Consider the following 14,531-nt stretch of genomic DNA (forward strand, 5'->3'; position numbering starts at 1 on the left):
TGGTCACCGCCCGACGGCCCAACGGCACTCGACGGCCCAACGGCACTCGACGGCCCAGTGCCGCCTGACGGTCCTGCGGGTCCCGACGGCCCGGCGGCACGGGACAACTGGTCGGAGCCAGCCGGCCGGTCGGGCTCCCGGTCCATTTCCGGTTCGGCGGGAAGCTCAATCATCCCGTCACGCTCCCGGCTGCGATGCCTCTCCCGCAATGCCGCCCGCTCCGCCTGTGGATAACTCAGCCGCCTGTGGAAAACCGACGACCGGTCCTTCCCCCACACCCCCTGGGCGAACCCAGCCCGGCAGTAACGCACCGTAACAGAAGCGGTCTTTCCACAGCCGCCTACGCTAAGTGATGGCAAATCCGGCCCTGAACGACCCTCGATCATCGCCGCCAACGGCCACAACGCCATGACCAGCGAGTTCCGTGTGGGCTGTCCTCAGGAGCGACGAACCTCTGCCCGCCCTTTGCTCTGCATCCTCATATGCAACAGGCACTCGGGGTTACTGGCGCATATATGGATGCAGAGCAAAGCGTCCGAGGGACGGTGGGATCCGGGGCGCGGGTCGAGTACCCAGCGTTACGGCCAGGAATGCTGGCATGCGGAGCGGGCGTCTACTCGAAGCGGGCAACTAGCACTGACGTCTGCGTATGCCTGCAAGGGACGACAACGCCACGCACCAGCACATCGCACTGGACGGCGAGTGGGCAGGCTAAGGTCCGGCGAGTGTCCCGAGACGGGCAGCGGAGGAATGAGTTGGCTCGACCGGAACCCGCTCCGCTGCCCGAACGGGTCGCAGACCGAAGGGGTCGGACCGGACCAGGGCACGCCAGACCAGGCCGCGCCGGGCAGGACCAGGCGCGCCGGATCAGGCCGGGCCGCACGGGACCAAGCCGCGCCGCGCTGGGTGGGTCGGGTCGGGTCAGTAGCGCTGGCGGAGGAGTCCGGCGGCCTCGACCGCCCAGTAGGTGAGGATGATCTGCGCGCCGGCCCGACGGATCGAGGTGAGCGTCTCCAGCATCACCCGTTCCCGGTCGATCCAGCCGTTGGCGGCGGCCGCCTCGACCATCGCGTACTCGCCGGAGACCTGGTAGGCGGCGACCGGGACGTCCACCGCCGCGCGGACCGCCGACACCACGTCGAGGTACGGCAGGGCCGGCTTGACCATCACCATGTCGGCGCCCTCGGCGACGTCCAGCTCGACCTCGCGCAGCGACTCCCGCAGGTTGGCGGGGTCCTGCTGGTAGGTGCGGCGGTCGCCCTCCAGGGCCGACTCCACCGCGTCCCGGAACGGGCCGTAGAAGGCCGAGGCGTACTTCACGGCGTACGCCAGCACGGCGACGTCCTGGTGGCCCGCGGCGTCGAGCGCTCGGCGTACCACGGCGATCTGGCCGTCCATCATGCCGGACGGCCCGACCACACCGACCCCGGCGGCGGCCTGGGCGACCGCCATCTCGGCGTACGCCTCCAGCGTGGCGTCGTTGTCGACGCCACCGTCGGGGGTGAGCACGCCGCAGTGCCCGTGCGAGGTGAACTCGTCCAGGCAGAGGTCGCTCATGACCACCGTGGCGTCGCCCACCTCGGCGACGACGTCGCGGATCGCGACGTTGAGGATGCCGTTCGGATCGATCCCGCCGGAGCCGGTGGCGTCCCGCCGCTCCGGCACGCCGAAGAGCATGATCCCGCCGACGCCCGCCTGGACCGCCTCGGCCGCGGCCTTGCGGAGCGAGTCCCGGGAGTGCTGGAGCACTCCCGGGAGCGACGCGATCGCCCGCGGTTCCGTCAACCCCTCCCTGACGAACATCGGCACGACCAGCTCGGCCGGGTCGACGCGGGTCTCGGAAACCAGCCGCCGGATTGCCGCGTTGCGGCGCAGCCGGCGGGGCCGGATCTCGGGGTACGGCATCACGGACCTCCTGCTACGACTACCGGAACCTCAGGGCGGTCGGCCCCTGCACCTTCGAGCCACGGCGCTGCTTCGCCGGCATGGCGGCGAGCTTCTCGCGCAGCTCGACGGCGTAGGCGGCGAGCGCCTCCACCAGATCGGGGACCGAGGCGTGCGGCGGCTGGACGTCGACCCGCAGGCCGAACTCCGTCGCGGTCTCCGCCGTCTTGGGCCCGATCACTGCAACGACGGTACGGGCGTGCGGCTTCCCCGCGATACCCACCAGATTGCGCACCGTCGAGCTGGACGTGAAGAGCACCGCGTCGAAGCCACCCGACTTGATCGCGTCCCGGATCTCGGCGGGCGGCGGGGCGGCCCGGACCGTCCGGTAGGCGGTCACGTCGTCGACCTCCCAGCCGCGCTCGGTGAGCCCGGCGGCGAGGGTCTCGGTGGCGATGTCGGCGCGCGGCAGCAGCACCCGACCGACCGGGTCGAGAATCTCGTCGTGCGGCGAGAACTCGGCCAGCAGGCCCTCGGAGGACTGCTCCCCCGACGGGATCAGCTCGGGCTGGATGCCGAACGCGCGGACGGCGTCGGCGGTCGCCTCACCGATACAGGCGATCTTGACGCCGCCGAAGTGCCGGGCGTCGAGGCCGTGCTCGGCGAACTTCTCCCAGACCGCGCGGACCGCGTTGACGGAGGTGAAGATCACCCAGGCGTACCGGCCGTCGACCAGGCCCTTGACCGCCCGCTCCATCTGGGCCGGGGTGCGCGGCGGCTCGACCGCGATCGTCGGCACCTCGCAGGGGATGGCCCCGTACGCGCGCAGCCGGGCGCTCATCACGCCGGCCTGCTCCTTGGTGCGGGGCACGAGGACCTTCCAGCCGTACAGCGGCCGGTTCTCCCACCAGCTCAGCTTGTCCCGCTGGCCCACGCCCTCGCCGACGGTGAGGACCACCCGGCCGGTGAAGCCGAGCGCCGCCGCGACGAAGGAGTCCACGGTCGACGTGGTGGTGTACTGCGTCTCGCCGGTGCCGTCGCCGGTCACCCCGACGCCGGTGGTGCCCTCCACCCCGGCCGCGAGCAGCCCGTCGCGGATCGCGGCGAGGTCACCGGCGTCCACGGCAAGGGCCAGCGAGCCCCGGCCGACGGCTGCGGCCAGCGCGTCGAAGTCCAGCGTGCTGACGTCCTCGACGTCGGCCGCCGTCCGTACGCCCGGCAGCGGCACGCCCGCGTAGGTCGCCACCCCCTCGGCCTGGCCGACCCCGGGAACCACCTCGAAGTGTGCGGCGGTCCGTGCGACCGCCTGCACCTCCTTGACGACCGACTCGTGGCCGAACGGGTCGCCGGCGACCAGGTGCACCGCGTTCAGCCCGGAACGGGCCGCCGAGATCAGCACCTTCGCCACGTCACCCGGCGCGCCCTCCGCCGGGGTGAACTGGGCGTCCTCCCTGGCCTGGGCGCGGACGGCGTCGAGCAGCGACTCGGGGACTCCCCGGTCGTACACCACCTGGTCGGCGTCGACCAGAGCGTCGTGCGCCCGGCGGGTCAGCAGGCCCGGGTCGCCGGGACCGGCCCCGACGAAGGCGATGCGGCCTACGGGCTTACGGGTGCGGGTCATTCTGTGCTCCCAAATTGCTGGGTCCCCGGGCCGGCGTGTCCATCGTGGCCGAGGATCGAGTCGGCGCCGAGGTCGAGGAGTTCGGCGGCGAGTGCCTTGCCGATCTCCGCCGCGTCGGCGAGCGTTCCGGTGCGGGACAGCCGGAGGTCTCTCGTACCGTCCGGACTGATCACCGCCCCGCGCAGATAGATCTCCTGGACGAAGTCACCCTCGACGCCCGAGCCGGTTGGCTCGCCTTCGGCGACGACGGCGTAGGCGGCGACCGGGGCGGAGCATCCGGCCTCCAGGGTGGCCAGCAGCGCCCGTTCCGCGGTGACCGCGGCGTGGGACGGTGCGTGGTCGAGCACGGCGAGCAGCTCGACCAGGTCCGTGTCGTCGGCCCGGCACTCCACCGCCAGCGCGCCCTGGGCGGGCGCGGGCAGCATCAGCATCGGGTCGAGCGTCTCGGTGATCACGTCGGTACGCCCGAGCCGGGCCAACCCGGCCCGGGCCAGGACGACCGCGTCGAGGTCGGCCTCCGGGCCGAGCACCCGCGCGAGGCGGCTGTCGACGTTGCCGCGGATCGGGGTGACCTCCAGCTGCATCCCGAGGGCGTGCAGCTGTGCGATGCGGCGCAGCGCTCCGGTGCCCACGGTCGCGCCGGAGGGCAGCTCGGCGAGCGTCCGGCCGTCCCGGGCGACGAGCGCGTCCCGCGGGTCCTGCCGCATCGGCACCGCCGCGATGTGCAGCCCGGCCGCCGCCGCGGTGGGCAGGTCCTTGTAGGAGTGCACCGCGAAGTCGATGGTGCCGGCGGTCAGGGCGTCCCGCAGGGCGGAGACGAAGACGCCGACGCCGAGCCGGTGCACCGGCGCGGACGAGCGGTCGCCGGCGGTGACCACCTCGACCAGCTCGACGGGCCGGCCGGTGGCGGCGGTCAGGGCCTCCGCGACGTGGCCGGACTGGGCCATCGCCAGTTTGCTGCCCCGGGTACCGAGGCGCAGGGGCGTGCTCATCGCTCACCTCCGAGGGGCGGGGCGTCGGCGGAACCCGTCGACGGCGGATTGTCGGCGGGGCCGACGGGTGGCGGAACGTCGGCGAGGCCGAACGGCGGCGCGGCGTCGCCGGCCACGATGTCGGGGACGTTGTCGACCGGGGACGTCTGCGGCACCTTGAGGTCGAACAGCTCGCGCAGCAGGGCCGCGTACTGGTCGCCGCCGGGTTCGGCCGCCAACTGGCGCACCCGCACGGTCGGCTGGTGCAGCAGCCGCTGCACCACCCGGTGCACAGTCCGGGCCACCTCGGCGCGCTGGTCGTCGGTGAGGTCCGGGCGGCGCTGGGCGAGCCGGCGCAGCTCGGCGCCGACCACGTCGTCGGCGCGGCCACGCAGGGCGGCCACCGTGGGCGCCACGTCGGCGCCGCGCAGCCAGGTCAGGAAGGCGTCGACCTCGCCGGCCACGATCCGCTCGACGGCGGCGGCGTCGACAGCGGCGGGCCCGTCGGCGAGCAGCGTCGCCATCCGGTCGATGTCGATGACCTCCACGCCGGGCAGCTCGGCGACGCCGGCCTCCACGTCGCGCGGCACGGCCAGGTCGAGCAGGACGAGCGGCCCCCGGCCGGGGTCGCGCCCGGCGAGCGCCCGCGTCACCACGTCACGGGTGAGGACCGCTTCGGTGGCCGCGGTGGCGGCCACTACGATGTCCACTGTGGAGAGCACGGTGGTCAGCTCCGCCATCGGCGTCGCGCTGGCCCCGTACGCCTCGGCCAGCCGGACGGCCCGGTCGGCGCCCCGGTTGGTGACCGTGAGCGGCCCGGCGCCCAGCCGGGACAGCGTGGCGACGCCCAGCGACCCCATCGCGCCCGCGCCGACCACCAGCGCGGGACGGCCGGCGAGGTCGCCGTCGAGGTGCCCGGCGGCCAGCTCCAGCGCGGCGGTCACCACGCTCTGGCCGGCCCGGTCGATCCCGGTCTCCGCGTGCGCCCGCTTGCCGACCCGCAGCGCCTGCTGCATCAGCTCGTGCAGCAGCCGCCCGGCGGTGTCGGCACCGGTCGCGGAATGGTAGGCGTCCCGGAGCTGGCCGAGGATCTGCGCCTCGCCGACGACCATCGAGTCGAGCCCGGCGGCGACCCGGAAGACGTGGTCCACGGCGGCGGCGTCGAAGTGCACGTAGAGGTGGTTGGCGAGCGCGGCGGGCTGGCAGCCGGCCTGGTCGGCCAGCACTGCGCAGATGTCGCCGAGGCCGCCGTGGAAGCCGGACACGGCGGCGTAGACCTCCACCCGGTTGCAGGTGGAGACGATCACGGCCTCGGTCACGTACGGCTGGGCGACCAGGCGGTCCAGGGTGCGGGTGAGGTCCGCGGGGCCGACCGCGAGCTGCTCCAGCGTGGCGACGGGAGCGGTGCGGTAGGACGCGCCGACGACGAGCAGTTTCACGTGCCGATCGCCTCCTGCGGGTCGGTGACGGCGAGCCCCCCGGGCAGGGCGGTCAGGGCGGACCCACCGGTGGCGGGCAGCGCGGTCAGCGATGCCTTGCGGTGCTCGTGGAAGGACAGGATCTGCAGCTCGATCGCGAGGTCGACCTTGCGCACGTCGACCCCCTCCGGAACCGAGAGTACGCACGGGGCGAAGTTCAGGATGCTCGTCACACCGACGGCCACGAGCTGGTCCGCCACCGCCTGGGCGGCCGGGGCCGGGGTGGCGATCACGCCGATGGCGATGGCCTCCTCGACGGCGACCCGGGGCAGCTCGTCGATGTGCCGGACGACCAGCCCGCTGATCTCCTCGCCGACCCGGGCGGGGTCGGCGTCGAAGAGGGCGGCGATCCGGAAGCCGCGGCTGGCGAAGCCGTCGTAGCCGGCAAGGGCGTGACCGAGATTACCCACGCCGACCAGGGCGACGGCCCGCCGCTGGGTGAGCCCGAGCACGTACTCGATCTGGTCGACCAGCAGCGCCACGTCGTAGCCGACGCCACGGGTGCCGTACGAGCCGAGGTGCGAGAGGTCCTTGCGGAGCTTCGCGGAGTTCACGCCGGCGGCGCTGGCGAGCCCCTCGCTGGACACGGTCTCGTGGCCGGTTTCGGCGAGGTTGTGCAGGGCACGGAGGTATTCCGGGAGCCGCGCGACGGTCGCCTCCGGCAGATCCGGGAGCGCCGGTACGGCACCGGCGCGGCCGGGCGCGCCAGGGTGACGGTGCTGACTCATGAGACTCCGTGCGGTGCGATCCTCGGCCAACTCGGGCGGCCGGCCGTTTCGGGATCCCCGCTGGCGACCGAGATTGCCGGCTGTGCTAGCAGGGCGCGTCGGAACTACAGAGTAGGCGCTTGTGAACGCGTGCACAAATCGCGATCTTGACAGCTCGCGACGCGGCTCCACCAGCCCCTCCATTCCGCAAGATCGATCCAGTGGCCGCCGCCGGCCACCGCCCGACCTACGGGTGGTGGCGATGGTGCCGGCAGCGCCGATTATTGCTCAATTACGACTTCTCTGACCAATCGCGCGGCCCACGGCTCGCCCACGATCCGGTCACGGTAGGGCCAGCCCTACGCCGCAGAGGCGGGCCGACGGGATGGGTCGGCGACCCCGCGCTGCCTAGCCTCGTGACATGACCGCCGTACCCGTCGCCGCCGATCAGCCCGTGCCGGCGCCGACCATCTCCCGACAGCTCCTGCTGGACTCCGGCTACGTGCTGCTGGGCCTCCCGTTGGCCCTGGCCAGCTTCGTCGTCCTGCTGGTCGGCCTGGCTGCCGGGCTGGGGCTGGTCGTGACGGTGATCGGCCTGCCGATCCTCAGCGGCACCCTCTACGCCGCCCGGGGCCTCGCCGACATCGAGCGCCTCCGCCTGCCCACCGTGCTCCACCAGGCCCGGATCCGCCCCCAGTACCGGCTCCCGGAGCCCGGCGCGAGCGCCTGGCGGCGGATCTTCGTACCGATGGGGGACGCGCAGTCCTGGCTCGACCTGGCGCACGGCATCCTCAAGCTGATCGTGGCCATCGTCACCTTCGTGGTGACGCTGGTCTGGTGGGCCGGCGCCGTCGCCGGCACCCTCTACTGGGCGTACGACTGGACGCTGCCGCACGGCGACCCGGAGGACGTCGGCCTCCCCCAGCTCCTCGGCCTCGGCAACTCGACAGTCGTCCGGATCGGGCTGCACACCGCGATCGGGCTGTTCTTCCTGATCACCCTGCCGATCGTGGCCCGGGGCTGCGCGCTGCTGCAGGCCGGCTTCGGCCGGGCCCTGCTCACCGGCGTGGCCGAGATGCGCAACCGGATCACCGTGCTGGAGGAACAGAAGCGGGCCGCCGTCTCCGCCGAGGCGAGCGCGCTGCGCCGACTGGAGCGGGACATCCACGACGGCCCGCAGCAGCGCCTCGTCCGGCTCGCGATGGACCTCAGCCGGGCCCGCCAGCAACTCGCCACCGACCCGCTGGCCGCCGGGCGCACCCTGGACGAGGCGGTCACCCAGACCCGGGAGACGCTCGCCGAGCTGCGCGCCCTGTCCCGGGGCATCGCGCCGCCGATCCTGGTCGACCGGGGACTGCCCAGCGCCCTGGCGGCACTGGCCGGGCGCGGCCTGATCCCGATCGAGCTGCGGGTGGACCCGGAGCTGGGCAGCCCGGCCGGCCGGCTCGACCCGGCGGTCGAGAGCACCGCCTACTTCGTGGTGTCCGAGGCGCTGACAAACGTCGCCAAGCACAGCCGGGCGACCGAGTGCCAGGTCACCGTGGCCCGGCACGACGGGCGGCTGGAGGTCGACGTCGACGACGACGGGCAGGGCGGCGCCCACCTGGCCAAGGGGCACGGGCTGGTCGGCATCGCCGACCGGGTACGCGCCGCCGGGGGCCGGCTCTCCGTGGTCAGCCCGGCCGGCGGGCCCACCAAGATCCGCGCGGAACTCCCGCTGTGAGCCGTACGTGGTAGACAACAGGGCATGCGGATCGTGATCGCGGACGACGCGGTGCTGCTCCGGGAGGGGCTGGTACGGCTGCTCACCGAGCGCGGGCACGAGGTGGTGGCCGCCGTGGCCGACGGCGACGCGCTGGTAACGGCGGTGGTGGCCCACCGGCCGGACGTGTCGATCGTCGACGTCCGGATGCCGCCGTCGCACACCGACGAGGGGCTGCGCGCGGCGGTGGAGGCCCGCCGGCTGGTGCCCCGCACCCCGATCCTGGTCCTCTCCCAGTACGTCGAGGTGTCGTACGCCGACGACCTGCTCGCCACCACCGGCGGCGGCGGAGGCGGGATCGGCTACCTGCTCAAGGACCGGGTCGCCGCGATCGACGAGTTCCTCGACGCGCTGGACCGGGTGGCCGCCGGCGGGACGGTGCTCGACCCCGAGGTGGTCGGCCAGCTCTTCGCCCGGCGTCGGCGCGACGACCCGCTGCGCGAGCTCACCCCGCGCGAACGCGAGGTGCTCGCGCTGATGGCCGAGGGTCGCTCCAACACGGCGATCGCGAAGACCCTGGTGGTCACCGACGGCGCCGTCGAGAAGCACGTCCGGAACATCTTCACCAAGCTCCAGCTCCCGCCCGACACGGAGCAGCACCGCCGGGTCCTGGCCGTGCTGGCCTACCTGCGCAACTGACCCGCCGCCCGGCCCTGCCACCAGCGCGCGGCCCGGCCGCCGGCCTGCCGCCGGGGCCCGGACGGAGGCCGGAACCGGTCAGGGCCCGGACGAGGCCGGGACCGGTCAGGGCAGCGTGGCCGCCAGGCCGACCGCCTCGCTGAGGGTGTCGGCGACCGGGTGGCCGGAGGCGCGCAGCCGTGCCGCGTCGGTGAACCCGCCGGTGTAGAGGACGGCGCGGCCCCCCACCGACACGGCGGCGTCGGCGTCGTCGACGGAGTCCCCGATCAGCACCACGTCCCGGCCGTCCACGCCCAGCTCCGACAGGTGCCGCCGGAGCGACTCGGCCTTGCGGTCGCCGCCGACGGTCGCCCGCAGCCCGTCCACCCGGACGAAGTGCCCGGTGAGCCCGTACGTGTGCACGGTCGGCACCAGCTCCTCGTGGAACCACATGGACAGCAAGGACTGGCTGCCGGGCCAGGCCGCCATCGCGACGCCTGCGTCGTGCGCCAGCTCGCAGGTCGTCAGCCCGGTGCGGTACGCGTCGTGGAAGATCCGGTCCAGCCGGCCGAACGCCTCCTCGTCGACCGCCCGGCCGAGCACCTCGGCGTAGTAGTCGGCGATCGGGCGGCGGAACCGCACCCGGTGCTCGTCGGCGGTCACGGCGGGCCCGCCGACGCTGGCGAAGGCGGCGTTGGTGCAGGCGACCACCAGGCTCAGGTCGTTGAGCAGGGTGCCGTTCCAGTCCCACACCAGGTGGTTGCGCGCAGGCGTCATGGCAGCACCATAGCGCCCGGCACTACAGCTGCGGCGTGGTCAGGTCCCGCAGCAGCCGCTCCTCCTCCACCCGCCAGTAGCCGTGCTCCTTGCCGTCGAGCAGCACCACGGGCAGCCGGTCGCCGTACTCGCGTTCCAGCTCGATGTCGTCGGTGACGTCCTTCTCGGTCCACCGGTCCCCGGTGACCGCCACCACCCGGTCCAGCGCCAGCTTCGCCTCGTCGCAGAGGTGGCAGCCGGGGCGGGTGATCAGGGTGAGTCGGGGCTCACGCATCGGTCTCCTCCGTCGTGCTGGCGCCGGCCGGGGCCGGCGGGCGGGTCTCCGGCGACGCCGCCGGGGACGGCACCGGGGACGCCGGGGACGACGCCGTCCGGAGCAGGGTCTTGCGCACCTTGCCGATCACCGAGTGCGGCAACTCGTCGACGAACTCGACGGCGGTCGGGCACTTGAACCGGGCCAGGTTGCGGGCGCAGTGGGCGAGCAGCTCCTCACCGGTCACCGGACGCCCCGGCGCCGGCACCACGTACGCCCGGACAGTCTCGCCGGTCCGCGGGTGCGGCACACCCAGTACCGCCGACTCGGCCACCCCCGGGTGCGCGGAGAGCACCAGCTCGACCTCGTGCGGGTACACGTTGAACCCGTTGACTCCGATCAGCTCGCCGATCCGGTCGACCAGGAAGAGGTCGCCGTCGGAGTCGGCGTACGCCACGTCGCCGGTGGGCCACCAGCCGTCGGCGTCCGGGCCGCCCCGGCCGTCCGGCCAGTAGCCGGCGAAGACGTTCGCCCCGCGCACCACGACCTGGCCCGGGTCGGTGCCGGGCGTGACGTCGGAGAGGTCCAGCTCGTCGGCGTCGTCCTCCGGCTCGGCCACCCCGTCGCGCCACAGGTCGGCCCCGTCCGTCCCGACCAGCCGCAACTCGACGCCGGGCAGCGGCCGGCCGATCGAGCCGGGCTTGGGCTCCCCGCCGACCAGGGTGGAGGTGAGCACCGGCGCGGTCTCGGTGAGGCCGTACCCGACGTGCACCGGGCGGCCGGCGACCTCGGCGAAGCGCGCCGCGACGGCCGGCTCCAGCGGCGCCGCGCCGCAGACCACGGCCCGGACCGACGCCATCGCCGCGGCGAGGGCGGCGGCGTCCGCCGTGGACCAGGCGGCCACCATCGACGGTACGCCGACCAGCACGGTGACCCGGTGCCGGGCGATCACGGCCAGCCCCGCGTCGGCGCCGAGGTCGTCGACGAGCACCCCGGTAGCGCCATGGTGGACGACCGCGCCGAGCCCCGCGTTCAGCCCGTACGCGTGGAACAGCGGCAGCGCCAGCAGCACGGTGTCGTCCGGGCCGACGACGGGCGGGTCGATGCGGCCGACCTGCTCGTGGTTGGCCGCCAGCGCCCGGTGCGTCAGCATCGCGCCCTTGGGCCGCCCCTCGGTGCCGGAGGTGTAGAGCAGCAGCGCCAGGTCGTCGCCGCCCCGGTCGGGGAACGGCTGACCGGCGTCGGCCACCGGCGGCGCGGTGTGCACGGCGGCGAGCGCGGGCAGATCCCCGGCGGCGTCGGCGACCAGGTCGCGTACCCGCTCGGTGCCGATCAGCACCGAGGCGCCGGAGTCGGCCAGCACGTGCCGCAGCTCGGGGGCGGTGAGGCCGGGGTTGACCGGCACCGCGACCAGCCCGGCGCGCAGCGCGGCCAGGCAGCTCACCACGAAGTCCGGCGAGTTGCCGAGCGCGACGGCGATCCGGGGCGGGTGCGGGTCCGCGGAGCCCGGCGTCGGGCCGGGCCCGGCGGGTCGCGCCCCGGCCAGGGCCGCCAGGGCGTGGGCGGTGGCCGTCACCGACGCGTCCAGTTCGGACCAGGTGACGGTCCGCCCGCGCCAGTGCAGCGCGGGTCGGTCGCCGTGGGCGACGGCCGCCCGGTGGAGCCGCTCGACGAGGGTCGAGGCGGAGCTGTCGGTTGCGTCCTGCACGGTGGCTGAGTCTGGCACAGCGCGGGGCCTGTGGGCCATGCCCGCCGGAGGCCGAAGGGGACACCCCGGTCGGCGGCAACGGCGGCCCGGACAAGTCCCGCCGACGGGACGACCGGTGGGCGCGGGCGGGACGCGACCGGTCCCGTCCACAGGACACGCCGGGACCCGCCGGACGTCCCGGGCGGTCCTGGATCGACACCCGCGCCACCGTGCCACCCACGCCCCGGGACCCGCCCGCTGACCTGGAATTTCTTTCGTAACCACGAGGTAATCCGAAAGTCAACCGCACACGACGGACAACCGGTCCGCCAGGTGTGCGGCGCGGCGGGAAATACTTCCGCCCTGTGTAACGGACTTGCCACGCGTGGGTGACGTTGGCCCTATCATCACTCGGGTCGGCTCACCCCATTTGCCGTGAGTCGACACCCCTCAGCCCGAGGAGGCCCCCGTGCCTGTGAGCGCATTGGACCAGCACCTCAAGGGGATCTGCCGCCCGTCGGCACACCCCGAGCCAGCCCTGCCCGGCCCAGCCGGCCGGGCCACGACGGCGACGCGCCGACCGGCGTGGTCGGCCGGCGGGACGGAGGCGGCGCGGTGACCACCTTCGGATACGCGGAACGGCCGGCCGGCCTGACCAACCCGGTGATCCGCGGCCAGCTCAACGAACGGCCCGCCGCCCGTGGTCCGCTCGACGACACGGGCAGCCTCGCCGTCCGGGGGGAGGGCACGTCGAGCCGGACCCGCAGCCGGCCACACCAGAACGAACCGCCGCCCCGCTCCGCGACACCGGGCGGCAACGCCAAGTCGGCCGGCGGCCGGGTCGCCGTCCCCCGGCCCACCATGCCGGCGCAGGGTCGCCGCACCACGGAACCGGCCAAGGCGCCCGACGAGTCGGGCGCGGAGACGGCGGTGCTCCCGGCGGTGCCGGCCGCCGCCACGCCGGTCAACACCTCGACGGGCTTTCCCAGCCGGCCCGACCCGTCCGACCCCGCGACCGAGGTCTGGGGGCTGGTCGAGCGGGCCCAGGCCGGCGAGTCCGAGGCGTTCGGGCTGATCTACGACCGGTACGTCGACACGGTGTTCCGGTTCGTCTACTTCCGGGTGGGCAACCGGCAACTCGCCGAGGACCTCACCTCCGACACCTTCCTGCGCGCCCTCAAGCGGATCGGCAGCTTCACCTGGCAGGGGCGCGACCTGGGCGCCTGGCTCGTCACCATCGCCCGGAACCTGGTGGCGGACCACTTCAAGTCCGGCCGCTACCGGCTGGAGGTCACCACCGGGGACGTGCTGGACGCCGACCGCGAGGACCGGGGCCCGGAGGGCAGCCCGGAGGCGGCGGTCGTCGAGCACATCACCAACGTGGCCCTGCTCAGCGCCGTCAAGCAGCTCAACCCGGAGCAGCAGGAGTGCATCGTGCTCCGCTTCCTGCAGGGCTTCTCCGTGGCCGAGACGGCCCGCACGATGGGCAAGAACGAAGGCGCGATCAAGGCGCTCCAGTACCGCGCGGTACGAGCGCTGGCCCGGCTGCTGCCGGACGGTTTCCAACCGTAGTCCCGGACAGAAGGAACGCCGTGCATCGATGCGATGTACGCGCAGGTCCCTGGCGTCGCGACCCCGTGACAGCGATCACTTTCCGTGATTTCGCCTCCGCCGGCCCCGTAACCCAGGTCCGGTGCGGACCGTTTCTCCGGGTGCGACCGGTGGTAGCCCCGGCATCCCCCGGGCCCCCGAGGTCCGGCAGCGCGGCCGGCCACGACCTTCGTCCGTGGTGTCCCGCCGTCACCGGTCGCTGTCGAAGACAGCGGCCGACCGGCCGCGACCAGCGAGAGGAGGTGCCCGCGGTGGACAGCAACCTCTTCTCCCGTCGGCGCGCGGAGCGCTTCGCGCAGCTTCTCGACGAGGCCAACGGGGGCCGGCGACACCACGTCCGTTCCCGGGCCGACGACCAGTTGGCCATGCTCGTCGCGGTGGGTCAGCGGCTGCCCGCCGCCCCGCCCGCCGTGGAGGTGGACCCTGAGTTCCGCACCGGACTGCGGGCCATGCTCCTGGCCACGGCCGAACGCGAGGGCATCGGTGCCCCGGCCGCCGTCACCACCGAGCCGTCGTCCCGGCGCTCCGCCGACGCCGGCCGCAACCGGCTGCTGCCGGCGGTGACCGCCCGCCGGGCCCGCGCCCGGGGCGCCATCCTGGTCGGCGTCGCGGCCGGCGCCGTCGCCCTCTCGGGCATCTCGGCCGCCAGCGAGAACGCCGTCCCCGGTGACGCGCTGTACGGCATGAAGCGCTCCACCGAACGCGCCCAGCTCGCGCTGGCCAGTTCCGACGTCAGCCGGGGCCAACTGTTCCTGGACTTCGCCCGCACCCGGCTCGCCGAGGCGGCCGCGCTGCGCGGCAACGAGGACGGCTTCAGCGCGGTGCTGGACGACATGGACGCCGACACCCGCCAGGGCGTACGCCTGCTGACCACCGCCGCGACGCAGCGCTCGGACCCGGCGGCGCTGGACGCGGTCAACTCCTTCCTCACCGGCCAGCGCCGGGCGGTCGGCGGGCTCCTCGACGACGCCAGCCGGGCCGAACGCGAACGGACCCGCCGCTCGCTCGCCCTGCTCGACACGGCCCGCAAGCGCTCCGACGCGCTGCGCGAGGCGATCGCCTGCGGCGGGCCCGCACCCGTCGGCAGCGACGCCCTCGGCCCGGCCCCGGCCACCTGCCCAGGCGACCGCTGACCCGGCCTCGGCCGGATCCGGCCGAGACG

12 protein-coding genes are annotated in these 14,531 nt (G+C 74.2%); 4 read left to right on the forward strand and 8 right to left on the reverse strand.

Annotation, left to right across the window (positions count from 1 at the left end; translation table 11 throughout):
* Positions 1-921 precede the first annotated feature (921 nt).
* From hemB to ACN27A_RS18495, 5 genes are read right to left on the reverse strand one after another with little or no spacing between them, the layout of a single operon-like run.
* Positions 922-1,905 carry a porphobilinogen synthase gene (gene hemB, locus ACN27A_RS18475; RefSeq protein WP_421455062.1) on the reverse strand — a complete coding sequence of 328 codons (984 nt, stop codon included), beginning with the start codon at positions 1,903-1,905 and terminating at the stop codon, positions 922-924.
* 19 nt (positions 1,906-1,924) lie between these two features.
* A complete protein-coding gene (locus ACN27A_RS18480; protein ID WP_132230808.1) occupies positions 1,925-3,505 on the reverse strand; it encodes a bifunctional uroporphyrinogen-III C-methyltransferase/uroporphyrinogen-III synthase in 1,581 nt (526 codons plus the stop codon).
* Positions 3,502-4,497, reverse strand: a complete 996-nt coding sequence (hemC, locus tag ACN27A_RS18485; protein ID WP_357579596.1) for a hydroxymethylbilane synthase — start codon at positions 4,495-4,497, stop codon at positions 3,502-3,504. Before hemC ends, ACN27A_RS18480 begins: the two co-directional genes overlap by 4 nt.
* Positions 4,494-5,915: a glutamyl-tRNA reductase gene (locus ACN27A_RS18490; RefSeq protein ID WP_421455067.1), complete on the reverse strand. Its 1,422-nt coding sequence runs from the start codon at positions 5,913-5,915 to the stop codon at positions 4,494-4,496. Before ACN27A_RS18490 ends, hemC begins: the two co-directional genes overlap by 4 nt.
* On the reverse strand, positions 5,912-6,682 hold the full coding sequence (locus ACN27A_RS18495) for a redox-sensing transcriptional repressor Rex (protein WP_151453397.1): 771 nt from the start codon (positions 6,680-6,682) through the stop codon (positions 5,912-5,914). The genes ACN27A_RS18490 and ACN27A_RS18495 overlap by 4 nt, the downstream gene beginning before the upstream one ends.
* A 400-nt stretch (positions 6,683-7,082) precedes the next feature.
* Here ACN27A_RS18495 and ACN27A_RS18500 point away from each other — a divergent pair, with 400 nt between their 5' ends.
* Together ACN27A_RS18500 and ACN27A_RS18505 are read left to right on the forward strand one after the other, a co-directional pair.
* The gene (locus ACN27A_RS18500; protein WP_421455070.1) at positions 7,083-8,384 is read left to right on the forward strand and encodes a sensor histidine kinase; all 1,302 of its coding nucleotides are present in this window, start codon (positions 7,083-7,085) and stop codon (positions 8,382-8,384) included.
* A 24-nt stretch (positions 8,385-8,408) separates the two neighbouring features.
* A complete protein-coding gene (locus tag ACN27A_RS18505) occupies positions 8,409-9,062 on the forward strand; it encodes a response regulator transcription factor (RefSeq protein WP_132230803.1) in 654 nt (217 codons plus the stop codon).
* A gap of 105 nt (positions 9,063-9,167) precedes the next feature.
* Here the strand turns inward: ACN27A_RS18505 and ACN27A_RS18510 are convergent, their stop codons facing one another.
* From ACN27A_RS18510 to ACN27A_RS18520, 3 genes are read right to left on the reverse strand one after another with little or no spacing between them, the layout of a single operon-like run.
* A complete protein-coding gene (locus ACN27A_RS18510; protein WP_421455073.1) occupies positions 9,168-9,818 on the reverse strand; it encodes an HAD family hydrolase in 651 nt (216 codons plus the stop codon).
* Positions 9,819-9,840: 22 nt separating this feature from the next.
* Positions 9,841-10,092, reverse strand: a complete 252-nt coding sequence (locus tag ACN27A_RS18515) for a glutaredoxin family protein (RefSeq protein ID WP_121399981.1) — start codon at positions 10,090-10,092, stop codon at positions 9,841-9,843.
* Positions 10,085-11,818 carry an AMP-binding protein gene (locus ACN27A_RS18520; protein ID WP_421455077.1) on the reverse strand — a complete coding sequence of 578 codons (1,734 nt, stop codon included), beginning with the start codon at positions 11,816-11,818 and terminating at the stop codon, positions 10,085-10,087. Before ACN27A_RS18520 ends, ACN27A_RS18515 begins: the two co-directional genes overlap by 8 nt.
* A 555-nt stretch (positions 11,819-12,373) precedes the next feature.
* Here ACN27A_RS18520 and ACN27A_RS18525 point away from each other — a divergent pair.
* Together ACN27A_RS18525 and ACN27A_RS18530 are read left to right on the forward strand one after the other, a co-directional pair.
* Positions 12,374-13,330 (forward strand): ECF subfamily RNA polymerase sigma factor, BldN family, encoded by a 957-nt coding sequence (locus ACN27A_RS18525; protein WP_421455080.1) that lies wholly within the window; start codon positions 12,374-12,376, stop codon positions 13,328-13,330.
* Positions 13,331-13,620: 290 nt separating this feature from the next.
* Positions 13,621-14,502 (forward strand): DUF5667 domain-containing protein, encoded by an 882-nt coding sequence (locus ACN27A_RS18530; RefSeq protein WP_421455083.1) that lies wholly within the window; start codon positions 13,621-13,623, stop codon positions 14,500-14,502.
* Positions 14,503-14,531: the final 29 nt, after the last annotated feature.

This window comes from Micromonospora sp. WMMD737 (genome assembly GCF_049179055.1).
Classification (GTDB): Bacteria; Actinomycetota; Actinomycetes; order Mycobacteriales; family Micromonosporaceae; genus Micromonospora; species Micromonospora reichwaldensis.

Coding starts and splice junctions, on each gene's coding strand:
- hemB (WP_421455062.1), bottom strand. CDS start 1,905: ATGCCGTACCCCGAGATCCGGCCCCGCCGGCTGCGCCGCAACGCGGCA.
- ACN27A_RS18480 (WP_132230808.1), bottom strand. CDS start 3,505: ATGACCCGCACCCGTAAGCCCGTAGGCCGCATCGCCTTCGTCGGGGCC.
- hemC (WP_357579596.1), bottom strand. CDS start 4,497: ATGAGCACGCCCCTGCGCCTCGGTACCCGGGGCAGCAAACTGGCGATG.
- ACN27A_RS18495 (WP_151453397.1), bottom strand. CDS start 6,682: ATGAGTCAGCACCGTCACCCTGGCGCGCCCGGCCGCGCCGGTGCCGTA.
- ACN27A_RS18500 (WP_421455070.1), top strand. CDS start 7,083: ATGACCGCCGTACCCGTCGCCGCCGATCAGCCCGTGCCGGCGCCGACC.
- ACN27A_RS18505 (WP_132230803.1), top strand. CDS start 8,409: ATGCGGATCGTGATCGCGGACGACGCGGTGCTGCTCCGGGAGGGGCTG.
- ACN27A_RS18510 (WP_421455073.1), bottom strand. CDS start 9,818: ATGACGCCTGCGCGCAACCACCTGGTGTGGGACTGGAACGGCACCCTG.
- ACN27A_RS18515 (WP_121399981.1), bottom strand. CDS start 10,092: ATGCGTGAGCCCCGACTCACCCTGATCACCCGCCCCGGCTGCCACCTC.
- ACN27A_RS18520 (WP_421455077.1), bottom strand. CDS start 11,818: ATGGCCCACAGGCCCCGCGCTGTGCCAGACTCAGCCACCGTGCAGGAC.